This is a genomic window from Paenibacillus amylolyticus, from assembly GCF_036894225.1.
GTDB classification, from domain to species: domain Bacteria; phylum Bacillota; class Bacilli; order Paenibacillales; family Paenibacillaceae; genus Paenibacillus; species Paenibacillus amylolyticus.
Window position 1 is genome coordinate 5,970,285 of record NZ_CP145892.1, and the last position, 26,986, is coordinate 5,997,270.

The window sequence follows — 26,986 nt, forward strand, 5'->3', positions numbered from 1 at the left end:
CGATTGCCCGGTTGATCGCATGCGGTAATCCTCTGCCTAGCAGCTGTACCGCTCGGCTCCCATGCGTAAAGGACAACAAACATCGTTCTACGCAAGAGATGCGGCTGCTTCGGACTCCTCTGCTTCAATATGATTGCCGCGGACGAGCCACCCGAAGACGGGATTTGGTTTAACATGGGTTTCGGAATTGGATTTGGGGATAGACGACAAGGAATGTTCCTCCTGTCGATGTAAGGCTTGCCGCAGGGTTCCGGCCGACCAGCAGGAAGTCGACCGTACCTCCTGATTTGGCACCCGAACTGCCTTTGACGAAGCCTATGTTTAAGGGGTATTGATACACTCTATGTACGATTTGATTATTCCCCCACAGCCCTGGTGTGGATAAGTAAAGATTCGGCTGCGGGGTAGTGAGCTTTTCCTGACGATTAAATTTAACGAGGGTACTGCATGAGGCTCAAAGAATGCTCCGTATGGCACGAACGGGACTGCGCTTGGATTGCCGGAGAATTCCATGCTGATTGACGTTACCGCAGGTAGCATGAGGTGAAAGCGCTACCTTAACATCAAGTCCGCACGCCCTCCGGAAGGCACTTTCGTGCCTCTTGCCGGGGCGACCATCGGCTTGGCCAAGCTTAGGTCGTTACTAGTAAATCCTTGGTCTCCTGAGAGATCACCTGCTGCATACTGGACTTGATAATGTCGCAGCCGGCGGCCAGATGCTCCATCGAGACGGTCAGCGGAGGCATGATCTTCAGCACACAATCTCCTCTGCCGGCTCTTTCAATGATGAGCCCGTTCTCGAAGCTGATATCCGCCACCCGCTTCGCCCCGGCTTCATCCATGAACCCCGAGACGTCAATGCCCCAGATCAGGCCGAGTCCGCGGATGGCGATGGACGGATGCAGAGGCTTAATTTCTTGATCAAGGAACGAGCGCACATATTCTTCCTTCTGCTTCACCTGAGCTTCCAGTTCGGTTCTGTCCCGGAACTCAAGAGCAGCCTTCGCGGCCACAAAAGCCAGCTGGTTGCCGCGGAAGGTGCCGTTGTGCTCGCCCGGCGTCCAGATATCCAGTTCGGGCTTCAGCAGCAGGAGGGACATTGGCAGGCCGTACCCGCTGATCGACTTCGACAGGGTAATGAGATCCGGCTCGATCCCCGCACGTTCGAAGGAGAAGAATTCGCCTGTCCGGCCGCATCCTACTTGAATCTCGTCTGTAATGAGCAGAATATCGTGCCTGCGGCAAATCTGCTGCAGCTCACGTAGCCACTGCGCGTCGACAACGTGAATTCCGCCTTCGGCTTGTACCGTTTCAAGCAGAATCGCGGCCGGCTTGTCGATTCCGGAGTGCGAATCAGTCAGGATATTCTCGATATAACCGAGCGTATCCATTTCTGCGAAAGCCCCGCTCGGGTGCGGCATGAACGTAACTCCGTCCAGAGGAAGCCCCGCCCCTTCTCTCATGGACTTGGAGCTTGTCGCCGACAGACTGCCGAGCGACATGCCGTGGAAGCCACCCATGAATGCGAATATTCCACTTCTCTTCTTCGCCTTGCGTGCGAGCTTCAGGGCCGCTTCCACCGCATTCGTCCCTGTTGGACCGCAGAATTGAAGCTTGTAATTCAGCTTCTTCGGCTCCAGGATCCGCTCGGAGAAGCTCTGGATGAATTCACGCTTGGCCATTGTATACATATCCAGACCGTGCATAATCCGGTCGGAGGTCAAGTAATCGAGAACCCGGTCTTTAATATAATCGTTGTTATGGCCGTAATTGAGTGCCCCGGCACCTGCAAAGAAATCAATATATGCTCTTCCGTCCTCAGAATATAAAAGGTCTCCCTTGGCCCGGTCGAATACCACCGGAAAGCTTCTGCAGTAAGATCTTACGTTGGATTCCAGCTTTTCAAAAATGCTCACTCGCTTCATCCTCCATCGGAATTGGGATAAGGTTGGCTCCATCTTTCTGAACCTTCCTTTCTAAACCTTCTGACGTCATGGAGCAACATATTCTAGGCTGTCATTTTCCACAATTGTTGGTCCCCACATGCCGGCTTGTTGGTAAGCCAGTATACTGGTCTCTCGCACACAGCTTGGATGGGTATAAAAAACCCTACAATTCCATTTATTAGAATAATAGGGAATAAGACCTAGGTTGAATTATATCAAAATTTACAAGAATGTATAGTGAAATTTTTGTTAAATATAGTCATTATATTGTTAAATTTGGTTCATAAAACATTATGTGTTAACATTTTTCGTTAAAAATAGTGAATGGAGAAGAAACGTTGGGCATGATTTGACATCAATCAAGGAATTCGACGAGTGTTGACATTCAGTCATTTAACAGGTAAATTTGGTATATATTCCCTTTAAATATTCTTTGCCGGTGTTCCGATTCCTTGCACTTTGTAATTTTCAACATGATTACCTGACCAATTTCTGAAAGCCTGGCTGGAAACTGGTCACAGCGTCCGCACGGATGGTAGCCGACATCGTTTTGTATCACGCCTTCTTCTCTACGCCTCTGTTAGAGTAAAGGGTAAATATATTCTGCTTCTCCTCGTCAAACCGTAGGTGAGGTTTTCCCTTATACGCTTTCCGATGTCCTTCACTCATTTACATGCAGATTACAATCGCGTTCTGAGTCTGAATTGAACGGTCAATAATTTTACTTCGCGTAATAAGCTTCTTCATCGAGCGCATTGTTGCTTCTTGGTATACCATTTTGTGAGTTGCTGAAAGATGTACCCGTCACGTTCAGTCATCTTCCTTTACCATTCAAATGATCTTTTATGCCCGATCCGCATCCTTCTTGGGGATATATTTGCACTTACGAGTTGCGAAGGTTAATGATTCTCTTTAAGAAATTGATTACATTCGTGCACGAAGAATATTTCAAATGTGAGAATTACAAAAGGTACTCTTCCTAAGGTGCTCTATAATTTGATGGATTTTCATCCAATGAATGACCGCAATTTACAATGAAAAAACACAAATAAGGTGGTTCTAATATTTAGAACCACCCTCCTGAAACATCAAAAAAGTCCTGATGACTTAGAGTCATCAGGACCATTATTTTGTTTATACTTGTTCGGTGACATTATAGTTGGTAAATGAAAAATCGCGTAATATCGCACTTTTTCAGCACTTTGACTTCAATTACAATGACATTATAGTTGGTAAATGAAATTATTCCATATTGAAAAGTTACATTATAGTTGGTAAACCCATAATAATACAATTTTTCAATTAAATAATTACCCTATATTAGGTGCTTCATTGAGAATCGACATACTCATCACTCATTTAACGAAAACAACATTTTAATCCGATTCTGCAGTAACTGATACTTATATACATCATTATTCGTTACCGATGTGAAATATTTTACAGAGCTTTTAATCAACAGATAAGGTTACTGATATTACTTACTCGTTGTATCCTTACTCATTCTCTCAAGTTCATGCCTATACTCACCCAATAGCAATTCGTTCAACTCTGAAAAAGACTCTAGTTTCCTAATCCTGGATTCTATAATTTTTCGCTTCCTTTCATTTTCTTTTTGCCCTTCTCCCCAAATATCCTCAGCATCACTATACAATTCTTCAAAGATTACAGAGAAGCTGTCTTCTTCCTGAAGTGCTGCTGAGTTTTCTAACCATTCAATTGTAGAATCATCAGTTGCAGCTACGGCAGATTGTTCAAAAACATATTTTAGCCACACGCGCGTTGCTTCATCAATTCCATCGGCAATATCCAGCCACTTCTGAACTTCTTCCGGTATGTTGTCTGTTGTATCCCTTCTATTTTCAAAGAAGAAATGACGATCATTTTCAGGATCAAGTCGTGCTAGTGTTCGAAGTATAGGCTCAAAACTTTCAAACGGCCTTGAGCCCCTAGGGAAAGCTGATCTATGGTTCCACAATTTTAAAATCGTTTCAAAGCAACGTTCTTCTGCCTCTTGCTTCTGAATACCTGAACTGTGTTCGGTGATTTCAATTTGTTCCGCGATATAGTGCGCCATCCAACGAGCAGTGGTGTCTACACCAGGGTCCAAATCAAGCTCTTTGACTAGAGCTTTGCCTAAGTTCATAGTACGTTTCTGTATCTCTGAGTCTTCCATCGGCTGAGAAGATAAATAATTTGCTAAACGGTGGCTTATACTCATTCGACTCACTCCCTCTCATGTATGATTTCTGTCTAAATCTTCTTCTAATTTGAACTTCAATAATCAATTCACTTTGGAATTCAGTACAAAGCCTTTTTAGAAATGAGAGCGATGCAGATAGTCGATTACCACGGGGTATTTCCTCTTCTTCATGACTATCATAAATAGGCACCCAAATTTCACAAATGATTGATGCTTTACTCTCATCAGCCAAAGTCCATTCCCTCTTCTCATAATCAGAGGAAATCTTCATTTTCTCAGTGATTGAGTTCCCTATTATATATGGTGGGTAATCTACTTTAGCAGAATGTGGATCAAATTCATCTAAATACTTATATGCTTCTTCTTGATATACCCAACCTTTAAGTTTAAATGTATCCAAGTCTATTTCCATTTCATCTTCTTCGTAAAAAGGTAACTTAAAATCATGAGGATTTGAACATGTGCTCAGTGCATGCAACAGAGATTGAGCAGTGGCCGATGATACTAATGAACTTGTAATATAGAAACTTTCTGCTCTTTCACTATCTCCATCCTCCCATGATCCGAACACGTTCAGCCATAGTTCTCCGTTTCTTTCTACCATTAAGCCATCAAGAAAATCATCATTCGATATTTCTTCACGCCATTCAGGCTTTCTCGATTCATTAATCCATTCCCTTCTAGACAAAGGAATAGGATCTCTACGGTCATATAGCCAATAACCATCACTTCGAGTTAATAAGTGTCTGTGTAACCACTCATACCACTCATCTTCATACCAATCCGAGATGTGAACAACGGGCATCTTCACCAGCAGCTTTGAAGCTACAACAAGCATGGCATGATATGATAGATAAAAGTCATAATTGTCTATTCTCGGGTAACTTCCATGACTATGATAAGTTTGTTGTTGTTCGCTCGACGATCTCCATAATGAGTTGCGCGGATCATTTTTTATACCCGCCACATGTTCTATTTTCCATTCATTAATAACAACATCGGTAACAAGATCCTCCACTTGCTCACTAGAAATACCGAATACTCTCCCTAATGGTTCAAACCAGTAGCTATCAAAATCATAACCATGATGAAGATTCAAACTATTATCAATCGTCTTGTTAGCATGCCAATAACTATCTCTTGTGTCCCGACTGTCCTCTAATTCAACTCGAGCAAATTGACTTTCCCCTACTCTCTTAAGTGATTCAATTATTCTTCTCGTGTAAGTCCCTGAATGAGCCTTCTCGATATTGAGAGCAATATCAGCTGAATATTTTTGAATAAGCATATGAGGTGAATATTCTAAGGCAAATTTATAGAAAACATCACTATGACGTAGTAAAATTTGCGGGTTATCAATGGATACTCTAGCAAGTGAAATGAACAAATATAGTCTAGCATGTAAGTTATAGAAAGGAAATTTAGTCGCCCCAAATAAATCAACATTATCCCTTTCTAACCACTCTATTAATGCATCGATTTCTTCAGTACATTGAGCTTCTGCAAGTCTCCGAACACAATGAACAGCACACCAGCGAGTTGAAGATTTTGGAGAACCTAGAGCCGACCAAACAAAACCTGCAAATGCACTATCCATTTGAACTGACGGTAAAAGTGATTGTGGCCACGGTCCATCAGCGTAATCAGGATCAATATGTAGTTCAAATCTTGATAATGCGAAGTCCAGTAAATCAGTTGATTCCTGTGTTGAGATATGTTTCGAAGCAATAGTTACAAAGCCAAAAAATGTAGATGCATGAACCAACTCTCCATGGGTTGCTAATCCTTCGATTATTCCTTTTTGAATAAAAGGTATATTTTCCGCCCCTAAATGAAGTCGCCTAGTGAAAAAAGAGATTGATCCCCTTTCCAGCAGAGACGTAGCAAATCGTTTCCCTACGAATTGCATGATTTGGGGCCACTCAATTTTAATGCTCATTTTGCGATGCCACTCTTCCGGCACTAACAAAAGCGCATTTTTTATATCATAAAAATCGGCTTCATCTACGTTAATAAGCTCATACAAAAATTTCCTCGCTTCACTATCGGAAATTCGATTGTATACTTCACGCCATAAGGACTCGCTGTTTCGCACAGTCTGAGGAAATCTATCATAGCGTTGGATAGCTTGTCTTAATCCATTAGATGAAACCAAGTCCAAACCATGCAGCAGGTCGTTCCAATCAATCGCACTCTCTTCCGACTGTACATGAAGCGAGAAAGTACTTTCTTGGTTAAGAATATTCGCTTCTTCATCAATAATATGGTGATTATAAGCAATAACCTCATCTAATAGATTACTTTGTAAAGAGTACTTCTTAGCCGTTTCAACAATTTTTTCCCAAACTCCCCCTCCAACTCCGTTTATCCTAAGTTCTCTAATGGCTGATTCAAAAATACACTTCCGATTATCATGCGATGTTTCCTTCTCTATACATAGTCTTGAGAAATCCCCTATTTCAAACTCCGTCATAAACGCAGAAAGAGCCCATGCTACCGTTGGCGCAACGTAGCCTCTTTTTACAACTTCCTCAGAAAATGCAATTAGTTGAAGATTAAATCGACCAATTTCCCGGTCCCGCCATCTGCTTAGTGCAGCGATTCCAGCTACCGGAGACAATCGAGTGCAAGTCCTAACAGCCTCATCCCTGTCCCAATACTTTTCGCGAGCTACATTTTCTCCAATCAGCTCAGCACAACGTATAAATCTGTAAGCTAAGTCGGAAGGTGCAAATTCATCTACTTCTCTTTGATTAGCTAGGGAAACAACTGCTTCCCATCTCTCGACAATTTCATCGCCAAATTTTGAAACAGCATCGATGGCAAAATTGAAGTAAACCGCGGCATCATCACGATTGACATTAATCAATGATCGTGCAAGATCAATGTAACAGTTTGCCCTTTCTTCTGAGCCAATGTCAGTAGCAGAACAGATCAAGTCATAAGCATATTGTTCAAAATCTCGCTTATGTTCTGCTAAGTGGCTTAATCGGAAAGCAGAACGAACTAATTTCAGATGATCAGAAAGAAACATTCCGTTACTCTTTATATAATTTTCATAAAAAGTCTTAATTGACATTTGTCCGAAAAATTCATGAAACATTAAGATGTCACAACATATTCTAGCTATTTCCGTTGGTAAACTATCATACTCTCTATATCGAAGTAATGTTGCTGATACTGACTTCTTTTTCACTTCTGCTACTTCATTATCAAAATCAAGAATGTCCCCTGCTAAACAGCGTATCCGCAGTACATACCAAGGTACTAATCCTCCAATCACCTCTTCTATTTCCCGTATCTCTTGTTCATCCTTATATTTTCTATTCTGTTGTAGATCCTTTGGATGCAATTCATTAATATCAAATTCGAGATCTGAAAGTAATACTTTTTTTAATGCCAAGGCACGCATAAAAGTTGCACGATCTTTATTATTGTAATCGCTTGTAATAGACCTTGAGGCACCTTGAGGGAAATAATGATTCAGAACCCTGATGATTTTCCCCTTAGGTAATTTGTTTGCTGCGCAAGATTCAAGAAATGAAATAAGAGATTGAAGTCTCGTGTCTTGAAAGGTATTTTGTATTTTTGAAATTCTAGCCCGTTTTGTAGTGAGTAAATCAAGGCAAGAGCAGAGTACATCAGAATTGGGAATATGTCCGATATCTAAGGACTCATGTACAAAAGCAATTATTAAATACTGATTACGTGAACCAAGTTTTGCAAACTGTATTGCAGCAGACAGTTCCCCTAGGTCCATAAGCCGTTTAAATAGTTGCCTAGAAACATGATAGATAATCTTCTTCGGTCGCCAACTCATAAGAAATTTGAAGGCCCTCTCTACCCCATGTAAATTAAAATGTGCGTATACGAGTTCCATAATTTCTTCATTTTTTAGTTGTTCATGATGAAATGGAATATCTTCTTTTTTCTTATCTCTATCCTGGAAGTATAGACTTAACCAGTTCTCAGCAGCCCTAAGAAAGCTTCTGGCTTCCCCTCTAAAATTCTTGACTGTTGATAACAACGCTGCTGAGTAAACATTCTCTGATCCTTTCCAAGAACCACTAAACAAACGACGAAAAGCAAATTCCTGTACACGTTGTTCATCTTGTAAAGGCGCAATCAGATCAATATTGCTTACAAGAAGTTCGAACTGTCGTTTATCACCGGCTGCTTCTTCACCTGCTCGTAAAGCTAATTTTATTGCCTCAACAAAACTTTCTTGTTTCAACGAAGCCTTAAACGCAAATTGAAGACGAAATACTCGAATATTTCGCTTATCAATGGGATTATCGGGAAGATAATTATCGGATAAAGCTAATTTAACAAGATCGGTGTTCTTCCCTGCTTGTAATAACAAAGAAGGCATAGCAGAAGCGACATATGAATACTCGTTAGCAAATGGTTTAATTTGTTCAATTAAAAACTCTATTTGTTCCTTCGATGCTGCATAAGTTTCCCTAAACCACGTTTCCGAAGGCTCATCTCTAAACTGAACTGAGGAATCAGAAAGCCATAAGGGACGTCCTATATCTGCAACAAAACTTCTTATAGTAGATTCCTCAACATCAGCTGCACTAGATAGCACCTTCAGAGGAATAAAGGGAGGTAATGTCGCAAGACCAATACATATGGAATCGATTTGTTTTCTGTAGTTATCATGAAGTTTATCTCTTATTGAATCGATTGCTGACATTAATTGTCCTTCAATTTGTTCATCGACAGTTGATCCCATTTTTCCAAGACTGGTGAATACTTCAGTAAGCGTACTGCCATTTAAACTTAAGGCATTTGACTGTACACGTGGATTGCCACTAGTAAGCCTATGAAATTCCAATCCATCCTCTATAGATGCTTGGGGGTGATAGGATCTTAAATAATTAAAAGACTCTTTCTCCGAAAATGGCTTCAACTCAAGCCTTATGATGTTACTAGGCGGCTGGAGTAAATGTATGCGCTCAGTTCTACAAAGGGCAACTACTTTAACTCCTTCTATTATACGTTCACGGAGAAGCTCATGAGCAAAGCAGTTATCATTAAATTCTGCCGCAGCCATTTCAGCATTATCGGCTGCATCTAATAGGAACACCAGTACTGCCTTGCTATCTGATTTCTTCATAGCAATAACTGCAGTTTCAATTCTATCGAGGAACTTCCTCAATATATCTGTTTCAGATGCACCGGAATTCACTATAAGTGGGTCGCAAAGACCTTGTACAGCCAATTCATTAACAATTTGAACAAATGCTTGGCGATGATGATGCCTAAATTCGCTTCGGTTACGATACCGTCCACCACCAAAGCAATCATATACTATACCCAAAGATCCAACAGGTAATGATTTAGCTAGCTGACGAGAAAATGTCGTTTTTCCTACTCCTCCAGGAGCGTGTATGATTATGGGGCCAGATGATTTTAAGATGGTTTTCAACAACTCTTCATGTTGTTCTCTATGTACGAAGGTTTCAAGTTCCTCAAACTCAGCTGGAGCAGGAAAAAGATCACGTTCGGAGGTTATGTTAAATTTCTCTAGTATTTCTTCACGGATAATGTCACCGTTGGTACCAGGTAATGCCTTATCTCGAACTAGCCCTGTTATACTCTCTATTTCTGGGTTATCAATTATTCCTGCAACTAACTGAGAGATTTCTACATGAAGTTTATACTTCTGTGTATTGTAGTCCCCTTCACCGTCAACGAATTTTATACAAGAACAGAATCTTTTGAGATCTTCACCGGTTAACTGAGTATATTTTGCTAATGTCTTTATATAATTCAAACTGGATTTTTCACCAGCAGATATTTTCTCAATATTATTTTTAAGATTGCTATTAATCGGTCTGTTTGTAACAATAGCAAAAATGACACCATCAATTTTTGCTGTGGAACCACTCATATCTTGGAATCTCTGTGCGAATCCTTCAAATGTTCCCTTAAGTCCACTAAGATCAAATGGATTATTTTTATGAACCGTAGTGTGTTTTAACTGATAGTATGCTACATCTTGAAATCCATCTTTCGTTAAAGAGCCAGAGTACTCAGCAACATCAATAACATACTCTCCTGCAAGTTTATTCTCCTTAGAACCCTCAATCACAATTCTATTGATTCGAGATTGGGGTGAGATTAATTGCAGACAACGGCGGGCAGCCCATCGATAGTGAAAAACATCACCAGCCCTTGAATATCTAACAAGTTCGTTCTCCATAAACTATCCACCCAACTCTTCAGTATTTTTAATTATCTATGCGTCCGAAACTTATGCGGGATCCCCTTCTGCCGTTTCACCTTCCAAAGAAAGTCACCGATTGCAAAAATTTTCGCATTTTTGATATTTACAGAATATTTTTTCTCTCGTGCATTCACTAATAGAAGCTCAAATACGTATTCCTCAGCACATATTCCGTGTTCATCAATATTCAGTCTAAATAGATCTGATGATTCAAAGCCAACCATTAAGTGTCCAACTTTTTCGGTTTTTGGTGGTAACACTAATTTGAAGTCTGCACCTATGAATTTATCCAATCCATATACATGATGCCTTGAGAGTTCTATTCCTTGATTATTGCGGACATATAAGGTGCCACCAATTATCGTAATAGGCAATTCTGTTGTATTTGTTAATACTACTTCTATAGAAGCACAACCTTCTGTATCGTGTACGGCATGTAGTGTCTGTTCAAGAAATCTTATTTCAAATTGTCCTTTGTTTAAATACATATAGTCGAAGTCATTTCGTTTAGCTATTGTATTCATACTTCCTTTACGAATTAAGCAAAGTCCCTCTTTCAATCCACTGAAATTCTTTCTCATCATATATGGTTTATTGTCAGTTTCGTAAATCTTAAGAATACCTAACACTAAACCCTTATATTCATATTTGAAATAATCAAATTGTATTTCGGGTTCGATATTATTTAAGACCAACTGCCCATAATTAGATGAGTCTATAAATTCTTTTGGATCAATTCCTTTTATCTCCTTGCCTTCTGGTCGATCCTTGATTCCAATAATAATGAATTTATCCCCATTATGGCGAGAGTTGGCCATTGCCATTATATCCATGAGCAAATCCATACTTTTGTCTTTATGGTATTGTCTCTCTTTAAAGTCCAGGAATTCGCACTCATACCCTGATTCAATTAACTCAACAATCTTATCCATAGGCACCTCACTATACCTCTATGTACAACAAACTATATATTTACATCTTTACTGTAAAAATTCGACATCATGCAAGAAAATCCTACTTTATTCACAAAAGTTCTCATGTAGTAAGAACTATAAAGTATTTTGAAAAATTGAGAATTGATTTGCTAGTGTACTTATTCCTCTTCTCATTCACTAAGTAGTAGTTAATAATTAATTTTCATTATTGTTCCCCCTGAAGAAAGAAATGTTCTAAAGCTTTCTGGAATGTTCATTTCGATACTTAAATCTCTCTATGAATCATCACTTTATAACTCAATAAGACGTACAATGTTTTTCAAAATTTAAAAAAGGGAGCCCAACTTAATGTCTCGGACTCCCTGTTTGAATATGTTGAAATTTTTAATATAAATCTGGCTGTGCAACTTTTATCTTTAATCACCATTTACCGTCGAATTTATTGAATTAACTATACAAGTGATGAACATAGAAAACAAATGGATGGAACCACTAATTATTATCCTCAAGAAAGTAGGAATTTGAATATGAATTAGAATCCATATGTATGTCTCACCGGTTCAACTTCTTATCGTGGCATCAAAGACATATGAACTAACATGCTTGTTAAATTTAAAAGACAAACTCTCAGCCTGCTGATTAAAAAACTGTTTGGCGTCGTTTATTTGCATATCTGGAGTCGTCTTGAGTCGGATATCAGTAGGATCCTTCCATCCCTCACATAAAAACCACCCTATCAAGTATATGCCGTAGTCACAATGTTGGTTCTCCATGTAACGGCTGACCAATTGTTTCTCCATTGCAGTCATCAGTGTCCGGTTCCAGCAACCTTTTACTTCTATCAGTAGCGAAATCGTTTCTTTCTGGGTCGTACACAAATCCACTTTAATATCGATCCGCTCTCCCTTTCTCCCTCCTTCGTAATCAGATCGACTTTGTTCCACTTCCCGACTGACGATGATTCCGTATTCAAGCAGTTTATCTGCTAGACGCGCTTTGATTAAATCAGAAAACTCGTTTTCCGTCTTCGGAACTTGCTTGTCACCGTTTTTATTCCACATCGTGAAGATAATTGGATTGTCTGAATGGAGTTCTTTCTCGTAGTCTTCTAAGATCTCTTTGATGACTTCAATAAGCTGTCTTGCATTAAATATCGGCATTTTCTTTTGGCTATCGATCATCTTCACAATTGCTTCAGGTAACGGAGCATTCCACGTCGTTTGCAAATAGTCGTTACGGATTGAAAACCACAACCATTGCACACGTTCCGAATCCGGAAACTGCTCGCTTAGAAACTTGATCTGCCGATAAGATTCCTCCGTTTTACGATCCCGTAACTCCTCAAGAAGCATGGCCTCTAACTCATCGCTAGCAAAAGAGTGAATGTTTCCTTTGGCTTTCAACCACTCGAACAACTCAGCAATCGCTTGAGGCGGCCATATTTTCAGAAAAGAATAGTTTCGGAAAGTTGCCATATAACGTTTGATAATGCTTTGGCCGAATGCCGTATCCTCAATCAAAATCGGTTGCAGTATCGCCCAACCTGCATCTTCCGAGAAATCCAGCAGAATAGCCACCACTTCCGATGAACGTTCCCTTACGTTGGCATTCGAAGGATTTCGTCCCTTCTCCACAAGAGAGGAAATGATTTGTTTGATTGTCGGATGGCGCTGCTCTAGCAAAATACTGATGATAAGCCCGAAGGCATCAAGTTTGAGCGTTTCGTCCTTCATCAGCGTCAATAATCGGGATGCCGTATGTTCATCCCAGCAGTTGACTAGTTGATTGGTTACCGTATAACGTGCCCCCCACCCCCAAGATAGATGACGCACATAACGAAAAATACCATCTAACGTTACCTCTCGATAGAGCCGGTGAAACAGTTTGACGATTTCTACTCCGTCCACGTAATTGCTGATTTGTGGATCAGTGACGGCGTCTGAACATCGATTTGCAACCTCTGGAGATAACGTATCCAAAAAAGCCTTATCCTTCATAAAAACAAGTTGAATCGCATCAAGCATATTCAGCATGTATCCAAAACGGTCCATGTTTTCTATTACAGGAGGAGGTGTTACAATGAACTGCTTTGCCGCCTGTATAATTCGTACCCTCGTATCATCGTTAACTTTTTTCCAACCTAAGTATTGCAAAAAATCACTCGGTTTATTATGGAACCAATTACCCCAATCACGCGGATTTAATAGTTTTGTTAAAGAGCCCCATACATTCGTCTGTTCGTTTTTCATTTGATCCAATAGCTCCAAAACTACCTCGTGCTGAAAAACTGGACGAGAAGGTAACCACTTTTTAGCGGAGGACTTTTCCTTCGTGACAGGCGCCACCTCAAGTTTGCTGTTGGACGTCAGAAAATTTTGTTTCATGCACTCCTCAAGCCTCACGAATCGATGTAACAGCTCCGCTTCACTTTCATTCATTCGATTGGCGAGATCCGCATACACCTCCCGATAGACAAAGGAAGAGTTCCGCCGCTTGGCATACTTAGGGGTATCTAACAATGTATCGCTAAGCATTCCGAGATCCCCCAAGGACAACGCTTGGACAATTGAGCGAATATAGCTGGAAGCAGAATCTTTATCAACTAATAGATCCAGCATGTATTCCAACAATTCCATCAATGTCAGATAATCCGGGTACAATCTTTGTAATAGAAGGAAGCACAAATGATCACTGTTACTGGTATGGTGGTCGAGAAAATACTTCATTGCTTGCAACTGCTCATCTGGACATAACTTGTACAGAACGTGAAATGCGTCGTCTAGCAAATCTCCTTCCCATCTTTGTAAACAATCCAATATCGTACTTACTGACTCAACCATGTCGCAGTAGTATGCGATGTTCAGCGCACGTCTTTTGGCTAAATCCGACGTTGACGAATCACTCAAACAACGATTGACTATATCGAGGGTTTCTGGATTCTTGAGATCTTTTATAAACTCTAAATCCCAGTATTGTTCGGAGTAAGTCTGGTCCGATTTGTATAAAATAGATGAAACAAACTTTTTCTTAGTGTCGACAGTCACCTGAAACCGATCGCAAAGAAACAAAAGATTTGGTTGCCTTCTGACGAGCTCGTCTAGAAATGGCGTGGAATACTCGCCTAACCAGGCGGCCGTTTGATGAAGCTGAGGAATAAAGCGGCCTTCAGAATCACCGGGGTGTATAAAAAGGTTCAGCAGTTGCTTAGTCTTCAATCTGCGTTTATTCAGATAATACCCGGCCAAAAACTCTTCATAAGATTTGTGAGCCCACGTCAACTGCTCGGGTCCATTATCGACGAATAGCCCTGTAGTCAGTACTTCATTCCAATCGGCTTCAGTAATCACTCTCGTGTCATATTCGCTCTGCATGTCCCGTAATTGGATGGTGCCGATCTGGTGCGCTCCTCCTTCCAAGCCAGTGTGAATGATATGTCGGTTCGTCAACATACAAACCGCTGCCAGCTTCGCCGCGTATTCCAGTTTTTGCGCCACGGATAGACGCCCAGCAATAAACCTCTTTGCTCTTCGATCCGGGTTCACTTCCTCGCAAAGCTTATAACAACCTCGATCGTATAGCTCCTTCTTGACTATCGGCTGATCGTTCCAGGTATTCAGAAGCATATGCAGCGTAACTGGTCGGCTAGCTAACGCTTCAATTCGATGCTTTTTCACTTGAGAAACAAATGTTTGAGACGCATGCTCGTGATTAATGCTAGCTTCTTTCACGTCTTTCTCCCTGAGCGGCGCAAGTCTATAAAAATGGACGTTGCCTTTTGAGAACTTACACTCCAGATTATATTCCAAGCCACTCGGAAACGCCCCAGTTCTGCAAGCGATTCGGAGGTATAGTCTGGAAACGTCCAGTTGATCCAAAATGTCTTCCAACAAATTGCATAGAACTTGTAGTTGCATGAATCCTTCATCAAAGCTGTCAAACACCAAATATAATTTACTGTTCTGCTCTTGCTTCCAATCCGCATACTTTTCGTTGTTCATGATGCTGTTGTTTAAGAATTGGTCGGTGGTAATCTTTTTTAGATCTACGAAAATTACATATGAATTTGTATTTTCTAACTGATCTTTCATTTCAGCGAAAACGGTGCTTTTACCGCTGCCTGGCTCACCCAGCAAAATTAGACATTGCTGGTCCTGCAGTTCTGATAACGTCACCAGTTCAGGATGTTGCTGTGCCGTAAAGCTCTCATCTGGGTCAACTAGAAAACCGTCATGCAAAAAAGAGTTGGGATCTTTTCCTCTTGGATAACAATAACGGGTCCAATTATATTGAGTCGTGCTCATAGTAACTCCTTTTTCATATCCATATTCTCAATCATCATGCTGAGTTTGTATTTCGACAAAAAAATGCTATCTACCTTCAAAAGACAACAAAAAGAAAACCTTGTTCCGCAAGGTTTCTTTTCGTTTAGTATGGTGAATCAAAAAGGAGCAAATGTGGGTGTATCTATAGGACTAATCCAAGTATTGAATTGAAATTGAAATCAATGAAAGACATCGCTTATAAATATAATCATGGTGTCGAATTCTAAAAGTTATTCTTGGTTTGAGTAATTTCGAGATATTCATTATCAAATAGATCCTTATAATGAGCTTTTTGACCACTCATATCTCTAATGATCTTACTTACCGGATGACTTGTCGTCATTAGGACCATTATTTTGTTTTGACATTATTTATTTACTGATTCTTTTGATCTAACAGTTACCAATGTCACATATAAGTTATATTATAATCAAACCACTTTATTGCGCATCCATGTATGCTACACAACCATCACAAAGTCCGTCCTTTTCTTGGTTTAGAGTTTTATCGCATCTCATACAAAAACCTAGTGTATTTACTCTTCCACAATTCAGGCATTCCCCGGTCTTATATCTTAACGTACTCTCTGCGTCTGAATCTTCCTCACTAAAATAAACCGAACGGGATTCACAATAACGACAAGGTACACTAGCGATCTGATCTTCTGTGATTTCTGGAAAATCTGAAGATACCAAAGATGAGATGAACTTTTCCATTTTAGATAATCCAGATGTGACCTCCCAGTGATCATAAACTAAAGGCATATAATTGGTTTGCTCGTCGTTATACTCTGCTTCTCCATTTGTATAATATATATCAAACATTTCCTCTTTATCATTTGTTATCACTTGTAAAGTTATTGTACTTAGTTCCCCTGCAGATGAATTGATATCCGGCAGAACACTCACTTTTATATCATCTCTTGTTATATTATGCTCAATGATGAAGATAATAGCTTCCTCTTTAAGAGTAGTCTCAAAATATGAGATCTCCAAATCGGATCGATAATAAAACATGTCTCTCAGGTGATCAAAAATGGTGCTTAAATGCTCATCGAATTCATAAATAATCTCACTCTCATCAAGAATACGAATACCAGTTGCTTCTTCTATAGTATCTCTCCAATCATCAGCTTGTTGCCTTTCCATAACTTCTGCTTCAAATCTTATTTCTTCCACGTAACTTGCTGCCTCAGTCTCCGTATATGCATCAAACTTCTCCTCGGCATCTGCGATCAATTTTTGGAGCTCATTCATGCTTTTATTGAACTTATCCCTTAATCTTAAATCTATAAGTTTATTATGAGCTACATGATTACGATCTGTCTTAAACTCGCTCCAAAGACCATCAAATTTTCTGAAATCACATGAAAACCATGGAAGAAAATAATCTTCCCAAAAATTTTTATCTACTTCCATTTGTTCTTTTAATTCCCTTATTAAGGTAGGGTGTAATTTCTCAATTGATTTAGTGTTAAAAAAGATACTGTTCATTAAGTTCTGGAAAATAAAAAGCCTTTCTTTTTCGTCTCGAGAAAAAACATTTATCGGTTCAGCAAAATCTTCAAATGGATTCAAACCATCAGGATCGCGAAAAAAACTATTTCTCTTGATCTTATATGTCTTAAAATTCAAAATTCGAGTTAAATCACCTGTATCAATAGACATCAGGTTTGTATGTATATTGTCAAAACTAGGAGTTCGACGTCTGTATTTGTCACTTCTTTCGTTATATTTATTGATCAAGTCAGCTGGCATATACTTCTCCCACCAGTCCCCCCCGAGCTCAAAGAACATTATACTGTTGATAAGTCTTCTCAGAGAATTCTCTACATTATGTACTTTCTTATATAATTCTTCGGCAAAAAGTTCAGATTGAGTATCCTCCAACCAAACACATTGCTCCCAGTCATCAATCATCAAATCTTTAATTTTTATCTTTAAATCATGTAATTCAAGATTCGATGGATCTTTAGATGGAAGAATAACATCTACTTTAAGTTGGATGGTTTCATAAGTAGCAAGGACAGTAAAGTTAACAAAAAAATCCGTTTGCTTGTATTCAAAGGTCGCTTTACGTATTGCCTCTTTATTTGAATAGAACTCTAAACTATTTGAATTCAAATCTAATTTCACTTTTTCCATAATTTGTTCTGTATAGGAGTAAAAATCAAAGTTACTGCTGTCTTTCTTATTAATCATTACAAACTTTATCATCAGCCAATTCTCCTTTTGAAAATATCCAAAATGATTATTTTAATCATCATCACAAAACTTTAATTTTCTCTTACAAACATCGCATTCTACTTGAATCACAAGACCAATGGCTGTGGGAATAAAAATGTACGAGAACTTCGCCCCTGAAACATCAATAGGTTTACATGAATCCCAATTTTTAATTTGTTCTATCATATCATCAGTTATTTCGAATATCACCTAATTCACTCCTAATATTGTTATTATCATCTGAGTTTCATTAAAAAACAGATCTAGACAATACATACATTGCTCATTTAGATTGTTGTAGACTCATATTATCCCATCAAACGCTTACGCTCATGATACTGTTCCGTTGTTTCAATTACCTGCTCAAGCTTCGCACGGCTAAGAGGTAATTTTTCTCGTTTAGTGTGAATCATCGTCGTACAATGAAGCTTTTGTACGATTATTGAACGCGATATGCGACGATTGTATTTTGATTTCAATGTAGTAGCTGCTTTTTCAATATTCTGCGCTAAAATTTCATCTCTTTTTTTCCAATCTACACGTTGGTATGGCACTCTCTTGTCACCATAATTTTTCCTTTGACGCTTAGGTTTGTGACGAATACTTCGATTAATACTTGAACAATCCTTAGCTGACTCTGAATAATTCAAGTATTTTTTGACGGTTCCGGGATCAACCCCCAACCTTCTGGCCTTTTCTCGTAAGCTCAAAGCAGGATTCAGAGATAATTCATTTAATTTCTCCATCCATTCGGCACCTAGCTGCTTAATTCTGCCAACTCGAAAAATATCCGTTTCAGATTGATCCGGCCCTCTACGTGAATATATAAAGCCACAGCTACACTGGAACGTGCCAACAGGTTTTGAGGTATCCGAACACCTTGTCACACGGACAGATTCAATTACTTTGCTCCCAAAGTGGGATGCTGCTTTGTTTAAGCAGGGCCATGGACCATTACCAAAAGCATTAGCCTTACTGTACTGTTTCTTCTCCACTAGGTCCCTAGTATTCATATCTAAAAAATACTGCATTAGAATATGCCTTAAAGGATGTGTTGCATGCCGAGGTTTCCTCAACATTTTGTGTAGCCATGTACACTGGCTACCTATATCTAGAGGGCTGCCTAGATTTCTAAGATAAGCTGAACCATAGAAGGAATTCAACTGGGGAATAAGATCCATAAATCTGATGTTTCCTCCAGCAGTTAGAAATCCCATCTCTTGAAGCTTGTATAAGTAGTGTTTTCTGACTGCTTCAAGCCCCAGTGGCTCATAAGTCATTGTTAAAAGATCAATAGATCTTTGAGCAATATCAACTTCCTTATTACTTCCTTCGAGAGCGAGCGGAATATTTTCTGGAAGTATAGATTCTAGTGGTATAAACTCATGTTTCTTTCCTTTTTGTGCATAGTGAATCGAAGAATCTAAAAGGTAACACTGATGTTCAACACATACCGAAACACCAGTTAGTTGATGAGAACGATGCCAGTAAGCAACACCAACCTTTAAACGATCCGCTGAAACACACTGACCACAGTACCTAAGAAAAAGAGGCCTTTCTACTCCGCTTGGAGGTAGTCCTAACCACATATAAATAGGTTGACAATTGGAGTGTACCAACGTGTAAAATATTCGATTAAATCGAGCTTCTTGAATAAAGGGACGATAATATGGAATTAGCGTGTGATGCTCCAATAAATACACAATAGGTATTGCCCTCCCTGGTATGTGAGTGTTTAACGTATGAAGATAACCAGAGTAAGCAGTTGTAGCAGAAACATTTGAATTAGAAAATAGATCTAATAATGTTTTTCTATTATTTTCATTTCCAGAATTAACATGGTACCTAGCAAAAATGCTGTATAATAATTCATCCGGTAAAGGAGTAGGAAAGTTGATCATGGTCTCTTTTTTCCTTCCTATGTTTGTTTGCATTGCTTAAAGGATAAAAACTCATCTCATATGAGAATTCCTTACTTTATACATTTCATCTGTTTCGATATTTGATTCAAGAAGGGCTCTACTACGCGGCAGTAAGGACAAGTTTCGATTGTACTGGATTCTTCTGATTCTTGGGAGGAGTTCAAGAATGGAATCTCTATCGATCCATCTAACCGGATTAGCATTATAAATTGTAACAATTGCTCGCTCTAGTTCAACATAAATTTCACTGTCTAAGATTTCAGTGTTAATCTCTTTAGCAGATGCTTCTTTTGAAGGAAGATGCATCTCCATCCAATCACTTTCATACTTCATTAGCCAGGAAAATTGAGTTTGTGTATATACAGAAATTTGAGATCGAGTTGTGCCAGGACCAAGTGCCCCTATGGTTTCCATGACAACCTCTTTGTATTTTTCTGCTTTATCTGCTTTTTCAAGATTTGCTTCAGCATAAGCTACTTCTAATCTGACATCCTTTTCATTATCTAAAAGTGCATTTCTTTTTAAATCAACAAAAGGCCTCATGTATTTGTATAATATACTCTTTTTAATTCCTAGCTCTTCACTAATTTCTGTGTAATTTAATCCTTTATCCCAGTATTCAATTACTTTCTGTACAAATAAAGATCCCCATGTTTCAATAACATATTCAGATGTCTCCATTTCATTAAATTTCATCTTTTTAATATAGATACAACCGCAATATGAACATTTAAATTTCCCAGTGACTAATTCATGTACTTGGCGTTTTATACTGGTAATTACAGGTTTATTATAATAAGTACATACTGGATTGAAACATTGCCAAGGACCCGTGCCAAAAGGGATTTTATTTGAATAAATTTCGGTTTGACTTAGAAATGATTGTACTGATCCGGAAAAGAATCGCATCAATAGAATGTATATAACAATAAAATTCCCCATGTGACTTTTGTTAAATAAACGTTTTTCCCTAAACTCCCGAATTAATTTTTCTTCTGATAGACCAAATTTAGATAAACAATTTTCACCGTAGAACTCAGTTAAATTGGATATTATGTCTTTGTCTGAATTAAACTCTCCTCTAAAATCGATATAATTTCGAGCCCCGAGACACATCATAAATTTAAAGTATAACAAGTTTATTCCTGTCTCTTTTTCATTCATTAATGTTTCAATATCGTCTCGTATTCCTTGATCTATATTTTCAACTCTTACATCCCTATCTATCGGGATATAATGATTACAATAGTTACAATTAAGACTTATTAACATTTCTTTTCCATCTTTTTGAACCAAACGTTCTCCGCAATGAGTACATACAGAAATGAGTTCTCCACCATGTTTTAAACAGTGGCTTAGAAAAACAAATTGATGCATTCTATGAAGATAAACTATCTGATACTGAGTAAAATCTCCCAACATGCATTCAGGACAATATCTTTCCACTTTACTGATTTGAGAATTGAATTTTTTGTTCAGTAGTTTTTTTCTTAATGAATATATTTTCATTCCTTGTAATAAATTTTCTTGTTGTATCTTTGTGAGAAAAATCTTAACTACGGGGAAGAAAGTGTGATTTTCAATGATCTTATCTGTAAAATCTTCTGATACCCCTAATTCTAGTGATATTTGTGTGAGATTTATGGGATACACCACCTTTTGTGGTGAATTTCCGCCTAAAAGTTCCATTTTACACTTAGTGAATGTTTTTGCAGATCTCAAATAATACCTATGAAGAATACTACGGAAGTCCTCATCTGGATATGTTGGTGGGAAATAAATAATCTTCCCCATCTATTGTTCCTCCTCAATAGCAAATTCAACAAACTCGTCAAATGCTGCGACAAGTCCAGCTAGCTTGAGAGCTTCATCAATGGTTCTCTCTTGTCTATTAGCCCCATAGGAAATGAAACGTATATCATCTGCATCTAAGGTTCCTTTAGTTTTCATTTTGGCTTTTCGAGGTTTACTTTCTGTGATCGGATCTACTTTATTTTCTGTTTCTGAGTCTTTATATGCAAGAACCTTCTGCGCGATCAGGGAATACAGAAGTTCTACATCGACTTTTTCATTTCTATTCTCTAATTCAATCTGCTCTGAAAAAGCCATCGCTTTCTCAGACGTAGTTCCCATCTTCATTGCAAAGGCACATAATTGGTCAATTAATACTTTGCGGTTATTTTGGATTAAAATTAACTTGTGTTCTTCAGATAGTTGACCGTCAATCGTTATTCGATGCTGAGCATCCATGATATATTTTTTGAAAACAATCCAATCGGGCTTCAAATCTTCATATTCATCAGGATCAACTTCCTCCTCTCCCCGTATACGTTCAAATATAGGTTGAACCAGTCGGAAAGTCTTACTTGCTACCGACTCTAGCATCTCTATAGTGATTGATTCTGTTTCCTCATACAATATTGCATGACACTGAATATGCATAAACAGTTTCACTGCAAAATCGGGAATTCCTAAGGTATGATAATACAACGCTGCCTTTAATTCAGGTGTAAGAGGAGTGAATTTTTTGGTATACTGCAGATCCCAAAGACCTTGTACAAACAAATCCCATTCAACGCCATCCTTCATTCGATCTGTTATATTTTCTGCATAACCATCTGGTATCCCCCTCCTTGTGTTTGCCAAAGATGTCTTAAACAGATACAACGCTTTAAATGTCCCAATCATAATAATCGGTATCCCAATAGAATTGGTAAGTTCGGTGATGAAATCAATCATTTTTGCTTCTCCACCAGAATGTCCTTTATGAATTCGTTGGATTTCGTCAATAACAAGCACACCTAAATTAATTTGACCAGCTACTTTTGACATTCTTTTCGCCAGCACCTCAGCTCGACCATCCTTCTCCGCAAGATCATCATAATAAGAAGTGCCTAAGAGTTTATCAACGGCAAAATAGAAATTACGACAAAGTGCACCCACAGATTTATTACTTGGGCACTCGATATGAAGCCATAGTACCTGCTTGCAAGCTAAATAGTCTGATTTGTATCTGGTATGGTGAATAACTTGAGGTATTAGACTCAGAACTCTCTCGTAGGATTTAGATTTCCCCATTCCACTCAACCCTATATCAGCCATCTGTTGAGCTGTTTGAACATTGCCCATTAAATTTTCTCCATATTCATTGGTTCCAGCGGACAATATTTTATCTAAGCCAATGGAAAGTTGTCTTTGGTACATGGGACTAATGGGATTTCTAGATTGATATCCAATTTTAATCATTGTGTATAGATTTCTGTATTTTTCGAAATGGGATACTAGGGGTTGCCAATACATCGGTTTAATTTGTTGGACAAGTTCTAGTCGTTCTTCATCATCAAGTTGAGATAGATCACCTGTAAATCGGGGTACCGAATATAAAAGTTGATAAAGTTGCTCTTGAGTTAATCTAGGAGGAATAGCTTCTATGAGTGGATTATTTTGATATGCATCTATGATTTGTGGATAATACATTGCCTCTATTTGTCTTCCTTTAAGATATACATATCGATCCGAATTATTGTTCATTCGGTAACCGCCTCTCTTTACTTTTACTTAAGAGAAAAAGTTGCATTTTACTCAAAGGGGGATTGGAAGTATAAGCTTCCTGTAACGTTGATTTAGATTCAGTACATGTGAAAACCTTCTCATCCGTTTGACGTCGGGCAGTCCAAGAAGTCTCACTTCCAGTAATACGAGACTCTAGTTTTCTTTTAGCCCGCTTATTTTTATATCTATTAGACTTTGGCATTCCCTTTTGTTTCTCATTCATTTTTTCTCTTTCCAACTTAGTCAAATATTTAGCAGCAGCATCTAATTCGGACTCAATTTGGTAACGCTCGTTTTTTGCCAATTGTAATTTTTTCTTTTTGAAATTTAGTATAGATTTCACATCATCAATATGCATACCTTCATATTCCTTAAATTTTGCCGTTAGACTGCATTGCACAATAGAGCCATTTTTGAGTCGAATGAAAATACTACTGGAATTTCTAGGATCGTAGCTAACTTCAATTTGATGTTTACCCTCTATTTGTTCATCTTCGAACCAACCTTCCTTAACCCCAAGCTCACATGCATAATTTAGTTGATTTACATTAATCCCTCGTCTTGTTACAACTCCCTCTTCTTTAGGTAAGAGAACATATCGAATCAGCTCTCGAGGTTCTTCATGGAGTAAGCTTCGCTTAGCTCCCCAATTCCACATGGATATAGGTGTTAAATCCACATTATCTCTAGCCATTTCACTGGTTACTAGAAAATCATCACTAAGCGCTTTGCGATTATACTCCAGTACAAATAAAATAACGATCTTGGTAAATACCTCGAAGGTATAGACACTCTTTTTGGAAGGATCAAGTTCCCCTCTTTCACGATGTTCCTTATGGACCGCTCCGGGTATCAGTTCTTTTACACGTCCACAAAAGTTTCTAAATTGCTGTTCGATATATGGTTTCAGATCTGCTCGGTACGAAGGAGGATTAGCTAAGCGAACATTTAAATTCACTAAATTATTCGAATTCTTGCTCTTCATCTCTCCACGATCCCCAACGATCTTTTGAGGAAGATGTTTAGATGGCCAATCCTCTTCATTAATGCTCACTCCATATTTAGCACAAAACTCCACCTTATCCGTAGAAGCATTTTCTAACGCCATCATACTTTCTACCCAGGAATTCGTTTTAGATATATGAATGCCCGCAATTAAACGACTCATTACATCTTTGACAAAATAAACATGAGGTCTCCCAATGACTGTAAGATAATCAGAAGAAAGTAAAAGTACATCAGCAGGTGTAGAATCCGTTTCATACAGTGCTCCCGGATTATGAATCTCCTCAATAGGTGAACCCAGTAAAGCTCTCGCTTTTATCTCTGCTTTTCGGTTGCCTGCTTTAGCGGCCAAACGACTTTTTTTGTTATACTCTTTTTGATACCAATATCTGAATTGCTTTATAGATGGACAGTTAGTCATATTTATAATAGGGACCTTAACCTCATGCTTTCTATAGAATCCTTCATTATAATGCTCTTCACACATATGTTTGTGCGTAGCAGTTAAATTCATTTTCAATGCCGAATGATATTTTTGTATAGCAGACTTAAATATTTCTTTATCTTTAGCTGTCACAATAAAGTTGTGGTCTTCTGTTTTTGGCCCTGTTTTTATGTTTATTTTTCTCTTGTCCCCCGTGACCCCTACATCGTTATAGTCATGTAATAAACCATTAATTGATTTCCCATAGAACCAATACCTTTTCAGTAGTCGATATATCGTTTTCTGTGGTTTTCCTGTTCGATCTGATTCACTTCTAATTAGCTTCCCCCTTGATTCGCTCCAGAAAATTTCTGGTTCTTTATTCGCAATAGATTTTATTAATTCAAATTTCTGGTCTCTCTCAGCTCCATATTTGTTTAAATACTCATCAGTAGGATTTAAAAACAATAGATCCGGTTCATAAGAGGAAATACTCACTTCCTCCATCTCAAGTAAACGAAGCAGTTCTCCATAATCTCGAAAATAGGGTAATTGTAATTTATGCTTATCGTCTATGTTTACTAATACCACGTATGATTGATCAGGAGAAATCCAGAGAACCCGTTCAAGCGAGATCTCCTCATGGTCATCCGAAATACACTTTTGAAAAGCAACAACAGAGTTAATATAAATCACGATTTACACCACCTATTTACTTTTTGAACGTTCAATTTGAAGAGGAGCACTCTCTCGTATAGGTTTCATGATTGAAGTTGTCCATTGCTTATTAGCTAACATGTGTTTTATCATAAACATCGATGTTCCAGGTTCTACACCCAGTTGATTATCACAGTTAAGACACTTTTTGCTTATCGACATTGTCCGACTGAGAGATTGAAGTTTGTACAGTAGAGGTTCTGCTAACATGTTAACCATTTCAAGATCCATACCTGGCCTACCTTCCAATCGTTTCGCGTCATATAACCAATCAATGTTTCGTATGAATGAAATAGGCCTCCCAACATCAAAAACAACTTTCCACTCTAAATTCAATTCTTTATAGTACTGACGCTCAATCTCGAATAGTTCTAGGGTTCGTTTATTCAATTTATGAATAGGTTTGATGGTACGTGGGTGCTCCTGAAGCTCACCATGTACACTCATCGTAGTAAGCATAAAGTCAGTGGACATAACTACATCCTCTCCTTTATGTTGAGGATGTTTGATATTCAGCCTAGCTGCAATTTTCTGAGTAGCTTCAATAGGTGTTAGAGGGTATTGCTCCCTGATGTCTACAACTTGATCAGACCAATCCTGAACAAGTAAATACTGATATTCATAATTTGAGAGTGTGTGATGTATCCGATTAGAGTGCCACCCTAAAGTACGGGTAAGCCATCCCTCTGAAGCTACTTTATTGTCATTCGCTTTGATGAAAGGAACATACTGTTCACCTCTACCTTGCCCTCGTCCATCCTTCAATCGATTAACGTGAGTCTTATTAACTGACATGTCTCACACTCTCCTTAAAAAAAGACACATAACTTTGATGTTATGTGTCCCTCTAATGGTGTATATTTTCCTCATCATATCACAGATAAATAGAATTTTTAACTCTTTTTGTAAAAACTTGTCTAATGAGCAAGTTAGATATATTCTCCTCACATCTACAGCTTGTTACGATCCTTTCTCTGCCTTTTTCTTCGTGGCATCCTCTTGAGTTGTTGCATTTGTGTAAAGTATGCATCCCTATTCTTTGTATTGATTTCTACATCGTGGATACGACTACAAATAATATCTGGTTTGTTTTGATTAGGTCTTAGAATCAGTTTGTCTTCATGTACATTGTATTTAGAAATAGTTATCATCCAGCCCCTAATCATCGCTTTCTCGTACCAGCGTTCCCTCAAGGCTTCTCTACAAGAGTAGTATTGATCTCGGAAACAAATCCCTTGTATTGTGACTAATGCGAACTGTTCCTGGTCCACAACTCTATCATCCATCCTTCATCCTCCCCTATCCTTTATTACTATCTTTATATCCGTATTCGGATAATATATACAAAATTATCGCCACATCGATTAAATTGTTTTTATTTCGCTTTCATCCCAACAGTAATTTTTATATTATCTTCCTCCGATAAGGTATATAAAGGAGAGTTGATAGAGATGTATAGACACTCAGTTCAAGATCAAAAATTAAAAAATGAATTGTACA

General features: G+C 38.5%; 13 protein-coding genes. All 13 read right to left on the bottom strand.

The window, feature by feature from the left end; translation table 11 throughout:
• Window positions 1-87: 87 nt before the first annotated feature.
• Window positions 88-210 carry a hypothetical protein gene (locus V6668_RS26325; protein ID WP_280530859.1) on the bottom strand — a complete coding sequence of 41 codons (123 nt, stop codon included), beginning with the start codon at window positions 208-210 and terminating at the stop codon, window positions 88-90.
• A 422-nt stretch (window positions 211-632) separates the two neighbouring features.
• Window positions 633-1,916: a diaminobutyrate--2-oxoglutarate transaminase gene (gene ectB, locus V6668_RS26330; protein WP_338707083.1), complete on the bottom strand. Its 1,284-nt coding sequence runs from the start codon at window positions 1,914-1,916 to the stop codon at window positions 633-635.
• Window positions 1,917-3,423: 1,507 nt separating this feature from the next.
• The gene (locus tag V6668_RS26335; RefSeq protein WP_338707084.1) at window positions 3,424-4,092 is read right to left on the bottom strand and encodes a hypothetical protein; all 669 of its coding nucleotides are present in this window, start codon (window positions 4,090-4,092) and stop codon (window positions 3,424-3,426) included.
• Window positions 4,058-10,360 carry an ATP-binding protein gene (locus tag V6668_RS26340; protein ID WP_338707085.1) on the bottom strand — a complete coding sequence of 2,101 codons (6,303 nt, stop codon included), beginning with the start codon at window positions 10,358-10,360 and terminating at the stop codon, window positions 4,058-4,060. The genes V6668_RS26335 and V6668_RS26340 overlap by 35 nt, the downstream gene beginning before the upstream one ends.
• Before the next feature lie 32 nt (window positions 10,361-10,392).
• The gene (locus V6668_RS26345; RefSeq protein WP_338707086.1) at window positions 10,393-11,316 is read right to left on the bottom strand and encodes an ATP-binding protein; all 924 of its coding nucleotides are present in this window, start codon (window positions 11,314-11,316) and stop codon (window positions 10,393-10,395) included.
• Between the two features lie 563 nt (window positions 11,317-11,879).
• On the bottom strand, window positions 11,880-15,620 hold the full coding sequence (locus V6668_RS26350; RefSeq protein WP_338707087.1) for a hypothetical protein: 3,741 nt from the start codon (window positions 15,618-15,620) through the stop codon (window positions 11,880-11,882).
• 461 nt (window positions 15,621-16,081) lie between these two features.
• Window positions 16,082-17,857: a hypothetical protein gene (locus V6668_RS26355; protein ID WP_338707088.1), complete on the bottom strand. Its 1,776-nt coding sequence runs from the start codon at window positions 17,855-17,857 to the stop codon at window positions 16,082-16,084.
• A gap of 317 nt (window positions 17,858-18,174) precedes the next feature.
• Window positions 18,175-19,767, bottom strand: coding sequence for a TnsD family Tn7-like transposition protein (locus V6668_RS26360; RefSeq protein ID WP_338707089.1), 1,593 nt, complete (start codon window positions 19,765-19,767; stop codon window positions 18,175-18,177).
• A 51-nt stretch (window positions 19,768-19,818) separates the two neighbouring features.
• On the bottom strand, window positions 19,819-21,582 hold the full coding sequence (locus tag V6668_RS26365; RefSeq protein WP_338707090.1) for a TnsD family Tn7-like transposition protein: 1,764 nt from the start codon (window positions 21,580-21,582) through the stop codon (window positions 19,819-19,821).
• Window positions 21,583-23,319, bottom strand: a complete 1,737-nt coding sequence (locus V6668_RS26370; protein WP_338707091.1) for an ATP-binding protein — start codon at window positions 23,317-23,319, stop codon at window positions 21,583-21,585.
• Window positions 23,309-25,465, bottom strand: a complete 2,157-nt coding sequence (locus V6668_RS26375; RefSeq protein ID WP_338707092.1) for a Mu transposase C-terminal domain-containing protein — start codon at window positions 25,463-25,465, stop codon at window positions 23,309-23,311. Before V6668_RS26375 ends, V6668_RS26370 begins: the two co-directional genes overlap by 11 nt.
• A 12-nt stretch (window positions 25,466-25,477) precedes the next feature.
• Entirely contained in the window at window positions 25,478-26,281 is an 804-nt protein-coding gene (locus V6668_RS26380) for a TnsA endonuclease C-terminal domain-containing protein (protein ID WP_338707093.1), read from the bottom strand.
• 155 nt (window positions 26,282-26,436) lie between these two features.
• Window positions 26,437-26,772, bottom strand: a complete 336-nt coding sequence (locus tag V6668_RS26385) for a hypothetical protein (RefSeq protein ID WP_338707094.1) — start codon at window positions 26,770-26,772, stop codon at window positions 26,437-26,439.
• Window positions 26,773-26,986 lie beyond the last annotated feature (214 nt).

What these genes read in the sequence shown, in the direction of transcription:
- V6668_RS26335 (WP_338707084.1), bottom strand. Translation starts at nt 4,092, where the DNA reads ATGAACTTAGGCAAAGCTCTAGTCAAAGAGCTTGATTTGGACCCTGGT.
- V6668_RS26340 (WP_338707085.1), bottom strand. Translation starts at nt 10,360, where the DNA reads ATGGAGAACGAACTTGTTAGATATTCAAGGGCTGGTGATGTTTTTCAC.
- V6668_RS26345 (WP_338707086.1), bottom strand. Translation starts at nt 11,316, where the DNA reads ATGGATAAGATTGTTGAGTTAATTGAATCAGGGTATGAGTGCGAATTC.
- V6668_RS26350 (WP_338707087.1), bottom strand. Translation starts at nt 15,620, where the DNA reads ATGAGCACGACTCAATATAATTGGACCCGTTATTGTTATCCAAGAGGA.
- V6668_RS26355 (WP_338707088.1), bottom strand. Translation starts at nt 17,857, where the DNA reads ATGATAAAGTTTGTAATGATTAATAAGAAAGACAGCAGTAACTTTGAT.
- V6668_RS26360 (WP_338707089.1), bottom strand. Translation starts at nt 19,767, where the DNA reads ATGATCAACTTTCCTACTCCTTTACCGGATGAATTATTATACAGCATT.
- V6668_RS26365 (WP_338707090.1), bottom strand. Translation starts at nt 21,582, where the DNA reads ATGGGGAAGATTATTTATTTCCCACCAACATATCCAGATGAGGACTTC.
- V6668_RS26370 (WP_338707091.1), bottom strand. Translation starts at nt 23,319, where the DNA reads ATGAACAATAATTCGGATCGATATGTATATCTTAAAGGAAGACAAATA.
- V6668_RS26380 (WP_338707093.1), bottom strand. Translation starts at nt 26,281, where the DNA reads ATGTCAGTTAATAAGACTCACGTTAATCGATTGAAGGATGGACGAGGG.
- V6668_RS26385 (WP_338707094.1), bottom strand. Translation starts at nt 26,772, where the DNA reads ATGGATGATAGAGTTGTGGACCAGGAACAGTTCGCATTAGTCACAATA.